This is a genomic window from Pseudomonas sp. Pso3 (assembly GCF_055393275.1).
Genome location: NZ_AP043687.1, coordinates 2,596,048 through 2,614,043, shown reverse-complemented (window position 1 = coordinate 2,614,043; position 17,996 = coordinate 2,596,048). Strand labels below are relative to the sequence as shown.

The following is a 17,996-nucleotide window of genomic DNA, read 5'->3' as shown; positions in this document are numbered from 1 at the left end:
GACCGGCTCGCCGCTCCACGCTCAAGCAGGAGGTGGCTTTGGACCTTTCCGTCTTTTCCCTCATCGCCAGACGCCTCGGGGGCGGGTTGCTGACCCTGCTCATCGTCTCGTTGCTGGTGTTCTTCGTCTCCGCGCTGTTGCCGGGCGATGCCGCGCAGCAGGCGCTGGGCCAGTTCGCGCTGCCCGAGCAGGTCGCCGCGCTGCGGGCCCAGATGGGCCTCGACCAGCCGGCGCTGCTGCGCTACGTCCACTGGCTGAGCGGCCTCCTGCATGGTGATCTCGGCCAGTCGCTGGCCAGCCAGATGCCCATCTCCACCATGATCGGCGATCGACTGGGCGGCTCCCTGATGCTGGCCGGGGTCACCGCCCTGGTGTCGGTACCCCTGGCGCTGGGCCTGGGCATCGTCTCGGCGATGAACGCCGGCGGTCGCCTGGACCGCGCCCTCAACGTCTTTACCCTGGGCATCGTCGCGGTGCCGGAATTCCTGGTGGCGACCCTGGCTGTGCTGGTCTTCGCCGTGCACCTGCAGTGGACCTCGGCGCTGACCTTCGCCCATGACATCGACGGCCCCCTGGACTTCCTGCGCGCCTATGCGCTGCCGGTGGGCACCCTGTGCTGCGTGATCGTCGCGCAGATGGCGCGGATGACCCGCGCCGCCCTGGTGGAGCAACTGCAGAGTCCCTATGTGGAGATGGCCCGGCTCAAGGGCGTCGGTCCGGTGCGCGCCGTCCTGCGCCATGCCTTGCCCAATGCCGTGGGGCCCATCGCCAATTCCATCGCCCTGAGTCTTTCCTACCTGATGGGCGGGGTGGTGATCGTCGAGACCATCTTCAACTACCCGGGCATCGCCCAGCTGATGGTGGACGGCGTCGCCAGTCGCGACCTGCCGCTGATCCAGGCCTGCGCCATGCTGTTCTGCTGCGCCTACCTGGTGCTCATGACCCTGGCGGACCTCTGCGCCATCCTGTCCAATCCGAGGCTGAGAACGCTATGACCCGACCCGTGATTCCCGTACGTGCCGCGTCCGTCGTGCCGGTGGATGGCAAGACGCTCGACGCCCAGCTGTCACCGCCGCGGACCCGTCGGCGCAGCCGCTGGTCCCTGACCGGCATCATCGGCGGCGTCCTGGTGGCCTTCTGGCTGTTCATCGCCCTGTTCGGCGTCTGGCTGGCGCCCTATGACCCGGGCGCCCTGGGCGACAGCGCGGTGCTGGCCAGCTATAGCCCTGCGCACCTGCTGGGCACCGACTACCTGGGCCGCGACGTGCTCAGTCGCATCCTCGACGGCGCCCGCTTCACCGTGGGGCTGGCGCTGGTGGCGGCGGTGTTGGCCTGCGTCCTGGGTACCGGCCTCGGTCTGCTGGCGGCGCTGTCCGGACGCTGGGTGGACGAGCCGCTGTCGCGGCTGATCGATGCGCTGATCTCGCTGCCGAGCAAGATGCTGGCGCTGGTGATGGTCTCGGCCTTCGGCTCCTCGGTGCCACTGCTGATCGTCATGGCGGTGGTGGGCTATGCCCCCGGCTGCTATCGCATCGCCCGCAGCCTGGCGATGAATCTCACCGAGCTGGAGTACGTCCAGGTCGCCCGCACCCGTGGCGAAGGCCGGCTGTACATCGCCCTGCGCGAGATGCTGCCCAACATGCGCCTGCCGCTTCTGACCGACCTGGGCCTGAGATTCGTCTACATCGTGCTGCTGCTCAGCGGCATGAGCTTTCTCGGCCTCGGCGTGCAACCGCCGAACGCCGACCTCGGCTCCCTGGTGCGGGAAAACATCGGCGGTCTGGCCGACGGCGCTCCGGCGGTGCTGATGCCGGCGCTGGCCATCGGCACCCTGACCGTGGGCGTCAACCTGCTCATCGACCGTTTCGGCGCGCGGCGCCGGGGAGGGCGCTGAGATGGAATTGCTGGTAGAGGTCAAAGACCTGCGCGTGGTCGCCCAGGGCGAAGACGGCAGCGAAACCACCATCGTCAAGGACGTCGGCTTCAACCTGGCCAAGGGCGAGGTGCTGGCGCTGATCGGAGAATCCGGCTCGGGCAAGACCACCATCGCCCTGTCGCTGCTCGGCTATGCCCGCGCCGGCTGCCGATTGGCCGGCGGCTCTATCCGCGTCGGCGACACCCAGGTGCTGGAGCTGGACGCCGCGGGCCTGCGCCGGCTGCGTGGCCGCACCGTGGCCTACATCGCCCAGAGCGCGGCGGCGGCCTTCAATCCGTCGCGGCGGCTGATGGAGCAGATCATCGAAAGCGCGCTGATCCATGGCGTGCTGACGCGTCGGGAAGCCGAGGCGCGGGCGCTGCAGCTGTTCAAGGAGCTGGCGCTGCCGGATCCCGAGCACATCGGCCAGCGCTATCCGCACCAGGTCTCGGGCGGGCAGTTGCAGCGGCTGATGGCGGCCATGGCACTGATCACCGATCCGACCCTGGTGATCCTCGACGAACCCACCACGGCGCTGGACGTCACCACCCAGATCGAGGTGCTGCGCGTCTTCAAGCAGGTGGTGCGCGAGCGGGGCGTGACCGCCATCTACGTCTCCCACGACCTGGCCGTGGTGGCCCAGATGGCCGATCGCATCCTGGTGCTCAATGGCGGCGAGGTCTATGAAAATCGCCGTACCGAACGCCTGCTGGCCAATGCCCGCCATCCCTACACCCGCAGCCTGCTGGCCGCGGCCCGGCCGGAACCCCTGGCGGAACGTGGCCTGCCCACGGTGGAGACCGCCGCCCCGGTGCTGGAGGTCAAGGACCTGGTGGCCGGCTACGGCCCCGTCGGCGCCGATGGCCTGCCGCGCTACCGGGTGCTGGAGGGCATCGACCTGCGCATCGGCGCTGGCCAGGCCCTGGGCGTGATCGGCGAATCCGGTTCGGGCAAGTCGACCCTGGCGCGGGTGATCGCCGGCCTGCTGCCGCCGGCCCAGGGCAGCGTACGCCTGGGTGGCGAATGGCTGCCGCCCGGTCTGGACGGCCGCACCCGCGAGCAGTTCCGCCAGGTGCAGCTGGTCTACCAGAATGCCGACACAGCGCTCAATCCGGCCCACAGCGTGGAGCGCATCCTCATGCGTCCGCTGGAGACCTATCACGCCTTCGACAAGGCTACCCGCCAGCGCAAGGTCCGCGACTTGCTCGACCGGGTGCAACTCCCGGCCAGCCTCGCCAGCCGGCGTCCGGGCGAGTTGTCCGGTGGCCAGAAGCAGAGGGTCAACCTGGCTCGGGCACTGGCCGCCGAACCCGAACTGATCCTCTGCGACGAGGTCACCTCGGCGCTGGATACCGTGGTCGGCGCCGCCATTCTCGATCTGCTCGCCGAATTGCGCCGTGAGCTGGGGCTGGCCTATCTGTTCATCAGCCACGACATCTCCACGGTGCGCAGTCTCTGCGACGAGGTGCTGGTGCTCTATGCCGGCCAGCCGGTGGAGCTGGGTACCCCGACCACGCTGCAACATCCGCCGCTGCATCCCTACACCGAGTTGCTCACCGCCTCGGTACCGGCGCTACGCCAGGGCTGGCTGGAAGAGCAACCCATCCGCACGGCGGTCCCCCTGGTTTCGTCGCCGCCCGCCAGTGGTCGGCTCTGCAGCTTCCTGCAGCGCTGCCCGGTACGGCTCGAAGGCCGCTGCGACCGGGTGCCGCCCCGGCCCCAGACCCTCGCCGGGGGCAACCGCATCCTCTGTCATCATGATGGCGAGACCCTGCAGCGCCTGCAGGGTGGCGCCCTGCTGCACACCCAAGGAGTTCGCGCATGACTTCCCGCTTTCAGCGACTCGGCGAGACCGGCCGGCCCCAGGTCAGCCTCAGCGTCGATGGCCTGCCGGTCACGGCGCTGGCCGGCGACACCCTGATGGTCGCCTTGCTGGCCAACGGCCCGGCACTGCGCCGGTCGGAATTCGGCGACGAGCGCCGCGCCGGTTTCTGCCTGATGGGCGCCTGCCAGGATTGCTGGGTCTGGACCGCCGACGGCGAGCGCCTGCGCGCCTGCGGCACCGAGGTCCGCGAGGGCCTGCAGATCCTCACCACGCAACCGGAGGCGGTATGGAATCGGGCCTAACGAAAGGGGGCGGCAACCCGCCGCGGGTGGTCATCGTCGGGGCCGGTCCGGCCGGCGTGCGCTGCGCGGAAACCCTGCTGGCTGCCGGCATTACCCCGGTGGTGATCGACGAGAATCGCCGCGACGGCGGCCAGATCTATCGGCGCCAGCCCGAGGGCTTCCAGCGTCCCTATGCCACCCTCTACGGCAGCGAGGCGGGCAAGGCCGAAAGCCTGCACCGCACCTTCGACGGCGTGCGCGGACGCCTCGACTACCGCCCCGACACCCTGGCCTGGCACCTGCACGAGCGAACCCTCTACACGGTGCAGGGCAATCGCCAGCGCACCCTGGACTTCGATGCCCTGGTGCTCTGCACCGGGGCCGGTGACCGCCTGCTGCCGGTGCCGGGCTGGAACCTGGCCGGTACCTATACCCTCGGTGGCGCCCAGATCGCCCTCAAGGCCCAGGCGGTATCCATTGGCCGGCGGGTGATCTTTCTGGGCAGCGGCCCCTTGCTCTACCTGGTCGCCGCCCAATACCAGCAGGCCGGCGCCACGGTGGCCGCGGTCCTCGACACCGCGCCGCTGCGCCTGCGCGCCCAGGCCACACCCAAACTGCTGGCCCGCCCGGGCGTGGCCTGGAAGGGCGTGCAACTCATGGCCTCGCTCAAGCGCGCCGGGGTGCCGCTGCACTTTGGCGTCACCCCGCTGGAGATCCTCGGCGATGCCGAACAGGGCGTGCGCGGCGTGGCCTTCGCCGATGCGTCTGGCCTGCGCCAGGAGGTGGCGGGCGACGCCGTGGGCCTGGGTTATCACCTGCGCCCCGAGACCCAGTTGGGCGATCTCGCCCGCTGCGCCTTCGAATTCGAGCGCGCCACTGGCCAATGGGTGCTGCAACTGGATGCCGACGGCCGCACCTCCACGCCGGGGGTCTATGCCGCCGGCGATGGCGCCCGGGTACGGGGCGCCGACGGGGCGGAGCTGGCCGGGCAACTGGCCGCCTGCGCGGTGCTGACCGATCTTGGTCGCACCCCGCCCGCTGGCCTCGCCGAGCGCTGCCGCGAGGCGCTGACGGTGCAGGAGCGCTTTCGCCTGGGCCTGGCCGAGGCCTTTCCCTGGCCCGCGAAACAGATGGCCAGCCTGCCGGATACCGCGGTGGTCTGCCGCTGCGAGGGCATCACCGCCGGAGAATTGCGCGCCGTGGTGCGCGAGAAGGGTGCCCAGGAAGCCAATCGGGCCAAGGCCTTCAGTCGCGTCGGCATGGGTCGCTGCCAGGGTCGCTATTGCGCCCAGGCCGGCGCCGAGATCATCGCCGCCGAATCCGGGGTGCCGGTGGAAACCGTTGGCCGCCTGCGCGGCCAGGCACCGGTCCGGCCATTACCGCTGGGCATCGTCACCAGCGAAGAGGAGCTTTCGTCATGAACCAGACCGCCAACCGCGCGGACGTCATCGTCGTCGGCGCCGGCATCATGGGCAGCGCCAGCGCCTTCTTCCTGCGCCGCCGGGGCCTGTCGGTGCTCCTGCTGGAGCGCGATCAGGTCGGGCGCTTCGCCAGCGGCACCAATTTCGGCAACGTCCGCCGGCAGGGCCGCTACCTGACCCAGGTGGCGCTGTCCAACCGCTCCCGCGGCCTCTGGGGTCGCCTGCCCGAGCTGATCGGCGATGACCTGGAATTCATCCCCGGCGGCCATCTGCGGGTGGTCTACGATCCCGGTCGCATCGCCATGCTGCACGAGTATGCCCGGGCGCCGGAGACCGCCGCCCTCGATCTGCAGGTGCTCGAAGGCGCGGCCCTGCACGAGAAGTTTCCCTACCTGGGACCCGAGGTGGTGGCCGGCTCCTATGCGCCCCACGATGGCCACGCCAATCCGCGCCTGGCCGCGCCGGCCTTTGCCCGTGCTGCGGTGCGCGAGGGCGTCAATCTGCAGGAAGGGGTGGAAATCACCCAGGTCACCAAGCCGGATGGCGATTTCCTGGTGCAGGCCGCCGACGGCCGCCGCTACCAGGCGCCGCGGCTGCTGATCACCGCCGGAGCCTGGGGCAGTCGGTTGTCGAGCCAGTTCGGCGAGCCGGTGCCCATCGAGACCCATGGCCCCCAGATGGGCGTCACCGAGCCCTTGCCCTATGCCTTCAAGGAGGCGGTGGGCGTCTCTTCGCCGCTGGTGAGCGAGACCATCTACTTCCGCCAGATCCCGCGCGGCAACGTGATCTTCGGCGGCTGCTTCCGCTCCCGCCCGGATCTGGACACCCGTCTGGCCCGCGCCGAGCCCCACGGCCTGCTCAATCAGCTCACCCAGCTGCGCCGCCTGGCACCGGCCCTGGCCAGGGTCAACGTGATCCGCACCTGGAGCGGGGTGGAAGGCTATATCGCCGACGACCTGCCGATCATGGGCCCGAGCAGCCAGGTGGACGGTCTCTATTACGCCTTCGGCTTCTGCGGCGCCGGCTTCCAGCTCGGCCCGGGGGTGGGCGACACCATGGCCGAGCTGATCGCCACCGGTCGTACCGAAACGCCGCTGGCGGCCTTCGACATCGGCCGCTTCGCGCAACCCCGCAGCGAGAGTCTCGCCGGATGAACAGCCAGGACCTGCTGCGCACCCTGATCGGCTTTCCCACCGTTTCCGCCGACTCCAACCTGGCGCTGATCCAGCATGTGCAGGGTCTGCTGGAGGCCGGCGGCATCGCCTGCCGCCTGGTGCTCGACGAGAGCGGGCGCAAGGCCAATCTCTTCGCCAGCGTCGGCCCGAGCGACGTGCCCGGCGTGCTGCTCTCCGGGCATACCGACGTGGTGCCCGTGGCCGGCCAGGCCTGGACCCTGCCACCGTTCGAGGGGACCCTGAAGGACGGTCGGATCTATGGGCGCGGTGCCTGCGACATGAAGGGCTTCGTCGCCTGCGCCGTGGTGGCCCTGCTGGCCGCCGCCCGGGGTGAGCCCCTGAAGCGACCGCTGCAACTGGCCCTGTCCCACGACGAAGAGATCGGCTGTGTCGGGGTGCGCCGCCTGCTGGACGTGTTGGAACTGGCGCCGGTGCGCCCCTTCCTCTGCATCGTCGGCGAACCCACGGACCTGCAGGTCGCCCTCGGCCACAAGGGCAAGGCCGCGCTGCGCGCCCACTGCCATGGCCAGGAGGGCCATTCCTCCCTGGCGCCGCTGCACGCCAACGCCATCCACCTGGCCAGCGACCTGGTCGGCGCCCTGCGCGCCAGCCAGCGGCGCCTGGCGGAAGAGGGCGCCCACGACGCGGCCTACGACATTCCCTACACCACCCTGCATGTCGGGCGGATCGATGGCGGCAAGGCGCTGAACATCGTGCCCAACCTCTGCACCCTGGACTTCGAGATCCGTCACCTGCCGGCGGACGATCCCGCCACCCTGGTCGCCGCGCTGCAGGAAACGGCGGACAGCCTGGTCCGGGAGGCACGGCAAACCTCGGCCAAGGCCGCCATCGAGATCGAGACGGTCAACGCCTATCCGGGCCTGGATACCCATCCCAGCGTCGAAGCCGTGCGCTTCCTGCAGACCCTGGTCGAGCCGGGCACTACCCAGCTCAAGGTGGCTTTCGGCACCGAGGGTGGCCTTTTCGCCAGCCGGCTGGACACCCCGGTGGTGGTCTGCGGTCCGGGCAGCATCGAGCAGGCGCACAAGCCGGACGAGTATGTCGAACTGAGCCAGCTCGCCGCCTGTGACGCCTTGCTTGGGCGGTTGCGGGTGGCCCTGGGTTGAGGCCACCCGGTCTCTTCAGTAGCCCCGCTGGCGATCCACCAGACCCTGCATGGGCTCACCGCGCTGATGGCGGCGGATATTGTCCAGCAGCACGGTGAACGCCGTTTCCGGCACCGTCATGGCGCCCACGTGGGGCGTCAGCCAGATCCGCGGATGCTGCCAGAAGGGATGGTCGGCTGCCGGCGGTTCCGGCTCCACCACGTCCAGCACCGCCTGGCTCAGCTGACCGCTGTCCAGCGCCGCCAGCAGGTCGGCTTCCACCAGCTGGGCGCCACGGCCGAGGTTGATCAGGCTGGCGCCGCGGGGCAGGGCGGCGAACAGGCGGGCGTCGAGGAGGCCGCGGGTCTCCCCGGTCAGCGGCAGCAGGCAGATGAGGATCTCGCAATCGGCCAGGAACGCCGGCAGCTGCTCGGCGCCGGCATGGCAGCGCACCCCCGGCAGCTCATGGGGCGAGCGCGACCAGCCCGAGAGCTGGAAGCCGAAGGTGGCGAGCCGCTCCAGCACCGCCTGGCCGATCTGGCCCAGACCTAGCACGCCGACGCGTCTGTTGTTCGCCGTTACCAGGGCATGTTCCTGCCAGCGTCCCGCGGCCTGCTGGTCGAGATAGAGGGGCAACTGGCGATGCAGCGCCAGCACCATGAGGGTGGCGTACTCCACCATGCCGGCGACGATGCCAGGATCCAGCATCCGCACCACGGGCAGCGCTGACGGCAACAGGTTCAGGTCGAACTGGTCGACACCGGCCGAGGTGGCGAACAGCACCTCCAGGTTGGGAAAGCGGTTGGCCAGGTCTTCCGGCGGTTGCCAGCAGGCCAGATAGCGGACTTCTTCGGGATTGCCCACGTCCGGCCACTGGCGGAAGGCGATATCGGGCGCGCGTTCCTGGAACAGGCGTCGCCAGGCCTGGCCACGTTCGGGATCGGCCTTGTAGAGCAGCGTCATGGGGAGGTCTCCGGCAAAGCTCAAGGATGGCGCAAGCGTGCGGTAGTTTGTCCCGAATTCTCCGCTGCCGCCGCCATGATCGGTGGTGCGGTGGAAACTGCGCCGCATCTGGGAAAAACGGCAGCTTCTGTGCCGGCCCAGGGCGCAAACGCCATAACCCCGGTGCCCTGCGAGTCGATACTGGCCGGGTCCGCGGCGCCCCTGCCGCGCCTCTCGACGTGAGGATCCGCCATGCCTTTGCTGCACTATTGCCAGCCGCCCGGTGACCGCCAGCTGCCCCGGGCGCTCCAGCCGCTGCACGATGATCCCCTGGCCGCCGGCCGCGAATTGCACCTGCACGATGGCCACCTGGGCTATGTGATGGGCAGCGCCGTCGCCCATTCCGCCGATTGCCGGCTGGACGACTACCCCTGGGTGGAAGTCAGCCTCATCGAGGCCGGGGAGTTGCAGCTGGAATGGGAGGGGAATGCCCTGCACCTCAAGGCCGGCGATGCCTTCATTTTGCCGCGTGGCCTGAGCTGCCGCTGGCGTCACAGCGGCGAATTGCGGCGTCTGTTCATGGCCTTTCCCGGCCGGGCCAGCGAAGGCCCCATGCCTCAGGCACCCGTGCTGCTGGATCCCTCGGCGCCGCGCGAACCCTCGCCGCCGCCAGCGGCCAGCGTACTGCTCAGTCCCGAGCCCACGGCCACCGGCTGCGACCTGTTCGAAAGCGGTGGCGGGGCCTTGCGGGTCGGGATGTGGGAGTGCACGGCCTATACGCGCAAGGCGGTGAGCAATCCCCACTGCGAGCTGATGCTGCTCTATGCCGGCGCCGTGACCCTCACGGTCGAGGGCGAAGCGCCCTGCACGGTCAACGCGGGCGAGGCGGTGCTGGTACCGGCGGAAACGGCCATGGCCTGGGACAGCCGGGAGCGGGTGCGCAAGCTGTATTGCATCCTGCGCTGAGAAGAGGGCGCTCCGGCAGCGGGATGCTGGCGGAGCGCCGCGGCGAGGGAGGTCAGCCGGCCTTGATCAGGCTGCGCAGCGGCAGGGCGTTCTTGACCACCGGCGACTTGATGACGATGTAGCTGAAGTACTTCTCGATGCCGACGTTGCGGTCGAGGATGGATTCCATCAGCTCCTGGTAGTGGCCGATGCTGCTGCACATGAAGCGCAGCAGGTAGTCGTAGCCGCCGCTGATGAGGTGGCATTCGAGGATCTCGTCGACCCCGCGGATGAAGGACTCGAACTTCACGAAGTCGGCGCGCTTGTGGTCGGAAAGGGTGACCTCGGTGAAGACCGTCACCGAGTTGGCGATCTTGGCGAGGTTGACGTGGGCTTCGTAGCCGCTGATGTAGCCGGCCGCCTCCAGGCGCTTGACGCGCTGCAGGCAGGGGCTGGGGGAGAGGCCCACGGCTTCGGCGAGACTGACATTGGTCATCCGGCCATCCTTCTGCAGTTGCACCAGGATGTTGATGTCGATGCGGTCCAGTTTTGTTGCGGCGTCCATCGTCGTTCCTCGCAGTCGTGAACGTCAGGCTAGGCACGCAGGGCGGTCTGATGCGCATGCACCAGGTCGGCGAGACTCGCGTACTCGCACCGCGTGCCATCCAGGGCCTGCCGTGAAAGGTTCCAGGGCCGCGAGCGATCACGGCGCAAGGTACACAGCGGAAAATCCACCAAGGGGTTCCAGGGGTCGTCCGGTTCGCTGCCTCTTACCGGCAGCAGATCCCCGCGCGCCAGGCCAAGCTCCTCCAGGGTGTTGTCCAGCGCCAGGCGCAGATCGCCGCCGCGGTTGGGGATCACGGCGGCGAACACCTCGGGCAGCCGCGCCGTGACCGCTGCGGCGTCGCCGTCATCGGGCGAGGCCAGCAACACCAATCGATAGAACTTGCTCAGGTACTGCAGCGCGCCCGGCGCATCCTCGAACACCGGCCAGCACGACGTGGCGTTTCCAAAGGCCACGCTGGCATCCAGGTCGGCTTCCTGCTGCAACTCTTGCGCCAGACGCTGGTGGATACGCAGGTGCAGGCTGGTCTGGCTGGCGTTGGGCATAGCCTGGCGCAACTCGCGGGCGAGGCGGTGATAGCTGCCGAGCAGCCAGTCGGGATGGGTGCTGAGGCCCGCCTGCGCCACAAGGGGGCGCAGGGCTTCGAGGATGCCCCCTTCGCGGTCGACGAGGGTGCCGTAGCAGGAAAAGCCTATGGCCTGGTAACGCGTGATTCTCATGGTCGGTTTCCCCTTGGCGCCGCTCTGCCGATGCCAGGCGGCGTTACGTTCGACCTCAGGCACCGGCCTGGGCGAGGGCTTGGCCGAACATGTGCAAGGCTTCGGCCAGTTGTGCCTCGGTGGTCACCAGCGGTGCCAGGAAGCGGATGACGTTGCGTTCGACACCGCACTTGATCACCAGCAGGCCCGCCTGGCGGGCGCCGTCGATGACCTGCTGGGCGAGGGCAGCGTCCGGGCTGTGGCCATCGGCGCCGACCATCTCCACCGCCAGCATGAAGCCGCGGCCGCGCACCTCGCCGATGCGTGGATGCCGCTGCTGCAGCGCGAGCAGACCGCTGCGCAGCTGCTCGCCGAGGGCGACGCCACGGGCGACCAGGTCCTCTTCCTCGAATACGTCCAGCACCGCCAAAGCCGCGGCGCAGGCCAGGGCGTTGCCGCCATAGGTGCCGCCGAGACCGCCGGGCAGGGGGGCGTCCATGATGGCGGCGCGCCCGACCACCGAGGAGAGCGGCAGGCCACCGGCCAGGCTCTTGGCCACCGTCACCAGGTCGGGCTGGACGCCGGTCTGCTGGAAGGCAAACAGGCTGCCGGTGCGACCGAAGCCGGTCTGGATCTCGTCAGCGATCAGCACGATGCCGTGCTGGTCGCAGAGGGCGCGCAGCGCCTGGAGGAATTCCACCGGCGCCGGGCGGAAGCCGCCGTCGCCCTGCACCGGTTCGATCAGAATCGCGGCCACCTGGTCGGGCGCGACCTGGGTGGCGAAGACCTCGCGCAAGCCGGCCAGGGCCTGCTGGCTATCCACTCCGCGGAAGGCATCGGGGTAGGGCGCGTGGTAGATGTCACCGGGGAAGGGGCCGAAGTTCTGCTTGTAGGGCTGGGCGAAGCCGGTGAGGGTCACGCCGAGCAGGGTGCGACCGTGGAAGCCGCCGCGAAAGGCGATCACCCCGGGCCTTTTGGTGTGGGCGCGGGCGATCTTGATGGCGTTTTCCACGGCTTCGGCGCCGGAGGTCAGCAGCAGCGTCTTGTAGGCTTCGCCGTTGCCGATGAGGGTGTTGAGACGATTGGCCAGCTCCAGGTAGGGCTCGTAGGCCATTACCTGGAAGCTGGCGTGGGAGATCTCCCCGACCTGACGGCGCACGGCCTCCACCACCCGTGGGTGGTTGTGACCGACATTGAGCACGCCGATGCCGCCGACGAAATCGAGGTAGCGGCGACCGTCCACGTCCCAGACTTCGCTGCCCTGGGCGCGGGCCACCACGACGGGATGGGCGGTGATGATGCCGCGGGGAACGCCTTGTTCGCGAAGACCCAGCAGGCGGTCGGTGGCTTTGGCAGCGGAATTCATGCAGCGATACTCCAGGCAGGGGCGAGAGTTCCAGCCTACGCAGGCCGCAGGGTCGGTAACGCTGAAGTTGCCGGCCCCGGCATCGTGATCGGCTGTTTTGCTTGGGGGTGGCGGCATTTTCGGTTGCCTGCCGCCGGTGGCTTTCAGTCGAGGCCGCCGAGGTGCCAGGCCTTCACTTCCAGGTACTCGTCCAGCCCCAGGTGCGAGCCTTCGCGGCCCAGGCCGGATTGCTTCACTCCCCCGAAGGGCGCGACCTCCATCGACAGGGTGCCGGTGTTGAGCGCCACCATGCCGAATTCCAGCTGCTCGCCGACACGCCAGGCGCGGCGCAGGTCCTGGGTGTAGTAGTAGGCGCCCAGGCCATAGGGCGTGGCATTGGCCAGCGCCAGCGCCTCGGCTTCGTCGCGGAAGCGGAACAGCGGCGCCACCGGGCCGAAGGTCTCCTCGCGGGCCAGCAACATGTCCGCCGTGGCGCCGGTGAGCACCGTGGGGGCGACGAACTGGTCGCGACCGCTGGGCAAGCCGCCGAACAGGGCCTTGGCGCCCTGGGTCAGGGCATCGTCGACATGACGCGCGACCTTGTCCACCGCCAGGCGATTGATCAGCGGGCCCAGGGTCACGCCGGCCTCCAGGCCGTTGCCCACCTTGAACTTGGCCACCTCGGCAGCGAGCCGCTCGGCGAAACGGTCGTGGATGCCGTCCTGCACCAGGATGCGGTTGGCGCAGACGCAGGTCTGGCCGGCGTTGCGGAATTTGCTCTGCAGCACCCCGGCGATGGCGAGATCCAGGTCGGCGTCATCGAAGACGATGAAGGGCGCATTGCCGCCCAGTTCCATGCTGGTGCGCTTCACCGTGGCCGCGCACTGCGCCAGCAGCAGCTGGCCGATGCGCGTGGAGCCGGTAAAGGACAGCTTGCGCACCGCCGGATTGCCGGTCAGTTCACCGCCGATGTCGGCGGGCATCCCGGTGACCACGTTGAATACGCCGGGCGGAAAGCCGGCGCGATCGGCCAGCTCGGCTAGCGCCAGGGCCGACAGCGGGGTGAGGTCCGAGGGCTTGATCACCACCGGGCAGCCGGCGGCGAGCGCCGGGGCGGCCTTGCGGGTGATCATGGCGTTGGGGAAATTCCACGGGGTGATGGCGGCAGCGACCCCCACCGGTTGCCGCAGCACCAGCACCCGGCGATCCCGGGCCGGTGCGGGCAGGATATCGCCAAAGCTGCGTCGGGCTTCCTCGGCGAACCATTTGACGAAGCTGGCGCCATAGGCGATCTCGCCACGGGCCTCGGCCAGTGGCTTGCCCTGTTCCAGGGTCATCAGCAGGGCCAGGTCGTCCTGGTGCTCCAGCATCAGCGCGTGCCAGCGCTCCAGCAGGGCCGCGCGCTCGGCGGCCGGACGCTCGCGCCAGGCCGGCCAGGCCGCTTCCGCCGCGGCGATGGCGCGGGCGGTTTCCACCGCCTCCAGGGCGGCCACCTCGGCGAGGGTCTCGCCAGTGGCGGGGTTGTCCACGGCAAAGGTGGCGCCGTTGTCGGCGGCGATCCAGTGGCCGTCGACATAGGCGGAAGCTTTGAACAGGCGGGGATCCCGCAGATCGAGGTGCAGCGGCATGGTGGCGCTCCCAGTGGCAGGTCAGGCCCTGAGTCTAGGGAGGGGTGGCGGTGGCGAATGCCGAAATCGACCGCTGTGAACCGGTGCCGAACGCGTTCGCGGCGACGTTGCCGCACTTTGTGCGGTGGCTTCCTGGCCGGCCGCTAGTGAAGGTCAGCGCCCGCGTCCAGCCCCTTCACCGCCAGGTCGAGGAAATTGGCCAGCGCCTGGAGGCGGGCACTGCGCTGTTTGCGGGCGGGGACCAGGAGGGTGATGGGCGCGCTGTCGAAGCGCCACTCCGGCAGCAGCCGGACCAGGGTGCCGCGCGCGATGGCATCGGCGACGTCCCACTGGGAACGCAGCACGATGCCCAGACCCTGTTCGGCCCAGCGTCGGGCCACGCTGCCATCGTTGGTGAGCAGCGCCGGTTCGATGCGCAGCGTCTGGCGCTCCTGGTCGTTGCGCAGTTGCCAGAGGGTCACGTCCTCGTCGTTCTCACGGATGCAGATGCAGCGGTGCTGCAGCAGCGCCCTGGGCCCCTGCGGCAAGCCGTGCTGCTCCAGGTAGGTCGGACTGGCGCACAGCCAGCGTTCGTTGTGGGCCAGGGTCTTGGCGATCCAGGAGCTGTCGTCGATGGCGCCGATATGAATGACCGCATCGCTGTCGTGCCGGTCGGGCCAGGGGGTCTCGCGCAGGTCCAGTTGCAGGCGTAGCTGCGGATGCAACACGGCGAAGCGCGCCAGCAGCGGGGCGATGCGCTGGCGTCCGTAGCCGAAGGGCGCGGCGAGGCGCAGGGTGCCCACCAGCTGCCGATCCTGGCGGGCGAAGGTGTCGGGCAAGGCCTCCAGGCGTTCGAGCAGTTCGCTGCATTGCTGGGCGAAGCGCTCGCCGTCGGGGGTCAGACTCAGCCGCCGGGCATCGCGATTGGCCAGGGCCACCCCCAGCCGTGCCTCCAGCTTGCGCAGGCGGGTGGAGAGCGCGGGCGGCGAGACGTTGAGGGCGCGCGCCGCTGCGCTGAGGGAATCACAGCGGGCCAGGAGTACCACCAGGCGCAGGTCTTCGATGGCGATCATTAATCTGGACTAAAGGAATGCATCAGCAGGATTGAATCACAGGTTAACGAAGGGCGGCTACAGTTCGCCCATTGCCCACCGGTCGAGTCCTTGCCATGACCCTTTCCCTGCTCACCCTCGATACCCCTGCCGCGCTCATCGACGAAGCCCGGATGATGCGCAACATCCACCTCATGCAGGCGCGCATGGACGCCCTCGGCGTCCGCCTGCGGCCCCATGTGAAGACCAGCAAGAGCGAGGCGGTCATCCGCCGGCAACTGGCGGCGGGCGCCCAGGGCGTGACCGTCTCCACCCTCCAGGAGGCCGAGGCCTGTTTCGCCCTGGGCATCACCGACGTGCTCTACGCCGTGACCATCGCCCCGGCGCGGTTGGAACGGGTCAGCGCGCTGCGGCGGCAGGGTTGCCGGCTAGGCATCCTGACCGACAGCCTGGCCGGGGCCCAGGCCATCGTCGCGGCCGGCCAGCGCTACGACGAAGTCTTCGAGGTCTGGCTGGAGATCGACTGCGATGGACATCGCGCGGGCCTGCAACCGCACGATCCCCTGCTGGTGCATATCGCCGAGCTGCTGAGCGCGGGTGGCATGCGCCTGGCGGGGGTGCTTACCCATGCCGGCTCCAGCTACGAGCTGGACGCCCCCCAGGCGCTGCAGGCCCTGGCCGAGCAGGAGCGCGCCTGTTGCGTGGCGGCGGCCGAGCGGCTGCGTGCCCAGGGTCTGGCCTGTCCGCAGGTCAGTATCGGCTCGACGCCCACGGCGCTGTCGGCCCTGGATCTGACCGGGGTTACCGAGGTCCGCGCCGGGGTCTACGTCTTCCTGGACCTGGTGATGCATAACGTCGGCATCTGCCAGGCCGAGGATCTGGCGCTGAGCGTCCTGACCACGGTGATTGGCCATCAGGTGGAGAAAGGTTGGCTGCTGGTGGACGCCGGCTGGATGGCCCTGAGTCGCGACCGGGGCACCCAGCGGCAGCGGCGTGACTTCGGCTATGGCCAGGTCTGCACCCTGGACGGCCGCTGGCTCGAAGGGGCCCTGCTGACCGGTGCCAACCAGGAGCATGGCATCGTCAGCTTCGCCGGGGGCTGCCCAGATGATCTGGAGCAGCGCTTCCCGGTGGGCAGCCGCCTGCGCATCCTGCCCAACCATGCCTGCGCCACCGGCGGCCAGTTCGAGCGCTATCACGCCGTGGACGCCAGCGGCGCGGTCACCCCCTGGAGTCGCCTGCATGGCCGCTGATACGCGTTTCATCCAGACCGCGGCCGCGGCGCTACCGGGCGGCCACTATTCCCAGGCGGTGGCCTACCAGGGGCTGCTCCATGTATCCGGGCAACTGCCGGTACGACCCGACGGCAGCCATGCGGTCGCGGCGAGTTTCGCTGAGCAGGCCCAGATCGCCCTGGACAACCTCTGCGCCATCCTGGCCGCGGCAGGGCGGGGGCCGCAGGATCTGCTCAAGGTGACCGTCTATGTTGTCGGCATCGAGCACTGGCCTACCTTCGACCGCCTCTATGCCGGATTCCTGGGCGAACACCGGCCGGTGCGGGCGGTGGTGCCGGTGCCGCAGTTGCACCATGGTTATCTCGTCGAGATCGAGGCGCTGGCGCGCGCCGACTGATCGCCCGTCGCCATCTGGGAGCTCCCCTCATGCTGCTGGACCCTTCGTTGCAAACGTTGATCGATCCCCAAGTGACCCGCTGCTGTTATCTCGCCGGCCGCTGGGTGCCGGTGCCTGGCGCCGCCCGCGCTACGGTGACGGATCCCGCGACCGAACGCGCGCTCGCCGAGGTGGCCCTTGGCGGCGCCGCGGAAGTCGACCAGGCGGTGCAGGCCGCCCGCGGCGCCTTCGACGCCTGGTCCGGGCAGACGCCGGCCGCTCGCGCCCAACGGCTGGAGCGCCTGCAGACCCTGCTGGCACAGCGTGCCGACACCTTCGCCCAGGTGATTTCACGGGAGATGGGTGCGCCCCTCGCCGCGGCCCGGGCCCTGCAGGTGCCCCTAGCCCTGGAACACCTGCGCGTGGCACGCGAGGTGGTGAGCGACTACGCCTTCGAGCGCGCCGACGGTGCCTTGCGTCTCAGGCGTGAGCCCATCGGCGTCTGCGCGCTCATCACGCCCTGGAACTGGCCGCTCTACCAGATCACCGCCAAGGTCGCGCCGGCGCTGGCCGCCGGCTGTACGGTGGTGCTCAAGCCCAGCGAGCTGGCGCCGCTGAGCGCCCTGCTGTTCGCTCAGGCGGTTCATGACGCAGGGATCCCGGCAGGGGTGTTCAACCTGGTCAACGGCGACGGCCCCACCGTCGGCGCGGCGCTGGCCGAGCATCCCGATGTCGACATGATTTCCATCACCGGCTCCAATCGCGCCGGGGTCCAGGTGGCCCAGGCCGCCGCCCTTACGGTCAAGCGCGTGACCCAGGAACTGGGCGGCAAGTCGCCCAACCTGCTGCTGCCCGATGCCGATCTGCCGGAGGCGGTGGCCAAGGGCGTGCTGGCGGCCTTCCGCAACAGCGGCCAATCCTGCAGCGCGCCGACGCGGATGCTGGTGCCTCAGGCCCAGTTGACCGAGGTGGAGCGCCTGGCGGCAGCCACCGTGGCGGGCCTCGTGGTCGGTGACCCCCAGGCGCCCGCGACGACCCTCGGCCCGCTGGCCAATGGCGCCCAGTTCGCCCGGGTGCAGGCGCTGATCGAGAGCGGTCTGGCGGAGGGCGCCAGGCTGGTCTGCGGCGGACCGGGGCGCCCGGATGGCTGCACCACCGGCTTCTATGCGCGCCCCACGGTGTTTTCGGCGGTCACCTCGGGGATGCGCATCGCCCAGGAGGAAATCTTCGGGCCGGTGCTCTGCCTGCTGCCCTACAGCTCGCTCGAGCAGGCCATCGCCATCGCCAACGACAGCCGCTATGGCCTCAGCGCCCACGTCCAGGGTCGCGACCCCGACCAGGTCGCCAAGGTGGCGGCCCGTCTGCGCGCCGGGCAGGTCCATCTCAACTATCCGGCCTGGAACCCCTGGGCACCCTTCGGCGGCTACAAGCGCTCCGGCAACGGCCGCGAGTATGGCGTCCACGGCCTGGAGGAGTACCTGGAGACCAAGGCGATCCTCGGCCACTGA

General features: G+C 69.6%; 17 protein-coding genes. 11 read left to right on the top strand and 6 right to left on the bottom strand.

The genetic code is table 11. The annotated features are described in order from the left end of the window. Nucleotides 1-38: 38 nt before the first annotated feature. The 7 genes from ACZ5R1_RS12270 to argE are packed head-to-tail and all read left to right on the top strand — an operon-like array spanning nucleotide 39 to nucleotide 7,744. The gene (locus tag ACZ5R1_RS12270; protein ID WP_027602371.1) at nucleotides 39-995 is read left to right on the top strand and encodes an ABC transporter permease; all 957 of its coding nucleotides are present in this window, start codon (nucleotides 39-41) and stop codon (nucleotides 993-995) included. Beyond that, entirely contained in the window at nucleotides 992-1,894 is a 903-nt protein-coding gene (locus ACZ5R1_RS12265) for an ABC transporter permease (RefSeq protein ID WP_074583644.1), read from the top strand. Before ACZ5R1_RS12270 ends, ACZ5R1_RS12265 begins: the two co-directional genes overlap by 4 nt. 1 nt (nucleotide 1,895) lies before the next feature. Further along, nucleotides 1,896-3,740, top strand: coding sequence for an ABC transporter ATP-binding protein (locus tag ACZ5R1_RS12260; protein ID WP_464712328.1), 1,845 nt, complete (start codon nucleotides 1,896-1,898; stop codon nucleotides 3,738-3,740). Further along, the gene (locus ACZ5R1_RS12255; protein WP_027599284.1) at nucleotides 3,737-4,042 is read left to right on the top strand and encodes a (2Fe-2S)-binding protein; all 306 of its coding nucleotides are present in this window, start codon (nucleotides 3,737-3,739) and stop codon (nucleotides 4,040-4,042) included. The genes ACZ5R1_RS12260 and ACZ5R1_RS12255 overlap by 4 nt, the downstream gene beginning before the upstream one ends. After that, nucleotides 4,027-5,442: an FAD/NAD(P)-dependent oxidoreductase gene (locus tag ACZ5R1_RS12250; protein ID WP_464712327.1), complete on the top strand. Its 1,416-nt coding sequence runs from the start codon at nucleotides 4,027-4,029 to the stop codon at nucleotides 5,440-5,442. Before ACZ5R1_RS12255 ends, ACZ5R1_RS12250 begins: the two co-directional genes overlap by 16 nt. Next, nucleotides 5,439-6,596, top strand: coding sequence for an NAD(P)/FAD-dependent oxidoreductase (locus ACZ5R1_RS12245; RefSeq protein ID WP_278388880.1), 1,158 nt, complete (start codon nucleotides 5,439-5,441; stop codon nucleotides 6,594-6,596). Before ACZ5R1_RS12250 ends, ACZ5R1_RS12245 begins: the two co-directional genes overlap by 4 nt. Then, nucleotides 6,593-7,744 carry an acetylornithine deacetylase gene (gene argE, locus ACZ5R1_RS12240; protein ID WP_464712326.1) on the top strand — a complete coding sequence of 384 codons (1,152 nt, stop codon included), beginning with the start codon at nucleotides 6,593-6,595 and terminating at the stop codon, nucleotides 7,742-7,744. Before ACZ5R1_RS12245 ends, argE begins: the two co-directional genes overlap by 4 nt. A gap of 15 nt (nucleotides 7,745-7,759) precedes the next feature. Here the strand turns inward: argE and ACZ5R1_RS12235 are convergent, their stop codons facing one another. Beyond that, nucleotides 7,760-8,686 (bottom strand): 2-hydroxyacid dehydrogenase, encoded by a 927-nt coding sequence (locus ACZ5R1_RS12235; RefSeq protein ID WP_278894181.1) that lies wholly within the window; start codon nucleotides 8,684-8,686, stop codon nucleotides 7,760-7,762. Between the two features lie 231 nt (nucleotides 8,687-8,917). On the opposite strand from ACZ5R1_RS12235, the gene ACZ5R1_RS12230 reads away from it, so the two are divergent. After that, nucleotides 8,918-9,631, top strand: coding sequence for a cupin domain-containing protein (locus ACZ5R1_RS12230; RefSeq protein ID WP_464712325.1), 714 nt, complete (start codon nucleotides 8,918-8,920; stop codon nucleotides 9,629-9,631). Between the two features lie 52 nt (nucleotides 9,632-9,683). Here the strand turns inward: ACZ5R1_RS12230 and ACZ5R1_RS12225 are convergent, their stop codons facing one another. The 5 genes from ACZ5R1_RS12225 to ACZ5R1_RS12205 form a co-directional block, all read right to left on the bottom strand. After that, on the bottom strand, nucleotides 9,684-10,175 hold the full coding sequence (locus ACZ5R1_RS12225; RefSeq protein WP_007161776.1) for an Lrp/AsnC family transcriptional regulator: 492 nt from the start codon (nucleotides 10,173-10,175) through the stop codon (nucleotides 9,684-9,686). A 29-nt stretch (nucleotides 10,176-10,204) separates the two neighbouring features. After that, nucleotides 10,205-10,894: an HAD family hydrolase gene (locus ACZ5R1_RS12220; protein WP_288438033.1), complete on the bottom strand. Its 690-nt coding sequence runs from the start codon at nucleotides 10,892-10,894 to the stop codon at nucleotides 10,205-10,207. Between the two features lie 55 nt (nucleotides 10,895-10,949). Continuing rightward, a complete protein-coding gene (gene gabT, locus ACZ5R1_RS12215; RefSeq protein ID WP_464712324.1) occupies nucleotides 10,950-12,239 on the bottom strand; it encodes a 4-aminobutyrate--2-oxoglutarate transaminase in 1,290 nt (429 codons plus the stop codon). Between the two features lie 143 nt (nucleotides 12,240-12,382). Further along, nucleotides 12,383-13,846 (bottom strand): NAD-dependent succinate-semialdehyde dehydrogenase, encoded by a 1,464-nt coding sequence (locus ACZ5R1_RS12210; RefSeq protein WP_340248823.1) that lies wholly within the window; start codon nucleotides 13,844-13,846, stop codon nucleotides 12,383-12,385. A 143-nt stretch (nucleotides 13,847-13,989) separates the two neighbouring features. Further along, the gene (locus ACZ5R1_RS12205; RefSeq protein WP_288474590.1) at nucleotides 13,990-14,898 is read right to left on the bottom strand and encodes a LysR family transcriptional regulator; all 909 of its coding nucleotides are present in this window, start codon (nucleotides 14,896-14,898) and stop codon (nucleotides 13,990-13,992) included. Nucleotides 14,899-14,993: 95 nt separating this feature from the next. On the opposite strand from ACZ5R1_RS12205, the gene ACZ5R1_RS12200 reads away from it, so the two are divergent. Genes ACZ5R1_RS12200 through ACZ5R1_RS12190 form a run of 3 tightly spaced genes read left to right on the top strand, consistent with a single transcriptional unit; the run spans nucleotide 14,994 to nucleotide 17,996 of the window. Next, complete coding sequence (locus ACZ5R1_RS12200; RefSeq protein ID WP_464712323.1) at nucleotides 14,994-16,130, top strand: DSD1 family PLP-dependent enzyme; 1,137 nt, start codon at nucleotides 14,994-14,996, stop codon at nucleotides 16,128-16,130. Then, nucleotides 16,120-16,509, top strand: a complete 390-nt coding sequence (locus ACZ5R1_RS12195) for a RidA family protein (protein ID WP_464712322.1) — start codon at nucleotides 16,120-16,122, stop codon at nucleotides 16,507-16,509. Before ACZ5R1_RS12200 ends, ACZ5R1_RS12195 begins: the two co-directional genes overlap by 11 nt. Nucleotides 16,510-16,538: 29 nt before the next feature. Then, nucleotides 16,539-17,996, top strand: coding sequence for an aldehyde dehydrogenase family protein (locus ACZ5R1_RS12190; RefSeq protein ID WP_464712321.1), 1,458 nt, complete (start codon nucleotides 16,539-16,541; stop codon nucleotides 17,994-17,996).

Coding starts and splice junctions, on each gene's coding strand:
- ACZ5R1_RS12195 (WP_464712322.1), top strand. CDS start 16,120: ATGGCCGCTGATACGCGTTTCATCCAGACCGCGGCCGCGGCGCTACCG.
- ACZ5R1_RS12190 (WP_464712321.1), top strand. CDS start 16,539: ATGCTGCTGGACCCTTCGTTGCAAACGTTGATCGATCCCCAAGTGACC.
- ACZ5R1_RS12230 (WP_464712325.1), top strand. CDS start 8,918: ATGCCTTTGCTGCACTATTGCCAGCCGCCCGGTGACCGCCAGCTGCCC.
- argE (WP_464712326.1), top strand. CDS start 6,593: ATGAACAGCCAGGACCTGCTGCGCACCCTGATCGGCTTTCCCACCGTT.
- ACZ5R1_RS12250 (WP_464712327.1), top strand. CDS start 4,027: ATGGAATCGGGCCTAACGAAAGGGGGCGGCAACCCGCCGCGGGTGGTC.
- ACZ5R1_RS12205 (WP_288474590.1), bottom strand. CDS start 14,898: ATGATCGCCATCGAAGACCTGCGCCTGGTGGTACTCCTGGCCCGCTGT.
- ACZ5R1_RS12210 (WP_340248823.1), bottom strand. CDS start 13,846: ATGCCGCTGCACCTCGATCTGCGGGATCCCCGCCTGTTCAAAGCTTCC.
- ACZ5R1_RS12200 (WP_464712323.1), top strand. CDS start 14,994: ATGACCCTTTCCCTGCTCACCCTCGATACCCCTGCCGCGCTCATCGAC.
- ACZ5R1_RS12265 (WP_074583644.1), top strand. CDS start 992: ATGACCCGACCCGTGATTCCCGTACGTGCCGCGTCCGTCGTGCCGGTG.
- ACZ5R1_RS12245 (WP_278388880.1), top strand. CDS start 5,439: ATGAACCAGACCGCCAACCGCGCGGACGTCATCGTCGTCGGCGCCGGC.
- gabT (WP_464712324.1), bottom strand. CDS start 12,239: ATGAATTCCGCTGCCAAAGCCACCGACCGCCTGCTGGGTCTTCGCGAA.
- ACZ5R1_RS12255 (WP_027599284.1), top strand. CDS start 3,737: ATGACTTCCCGCTTTCAGCGACTCGGCGAGACCGGCCGGCCCCAGGTC.
- ACZ5R1_RS12220 (WP_288438033.1), bottom strand. CDS start 10,894: ATGAGAATCACGCGTTACCAGGCCATAGGCTTTTCCTGCTACGGCACC.
- ACZ5R1_RS12260 (WP_464712328.1), top strand. CDS start 1,896: ATGGAATTGCTGGTAGAGGTCAAAGACCTGCGCGTGGTCGCCCAGGGC.
- ACZ5R1_RS12235 (WP_278894181.1), bottom strand. CDS start 8,686: ATGACGCTGCTCTACAAGGCCGATCCCGAACGTGGCCAGGCCTGGCGA.
- ACZ5R1_RS12225 (WP_007161776.1), bottom strand. CDS start 10,175: ATGGACGCCGCAACAAAACTGGACCGCATCGACATCAACATCCTGGTG.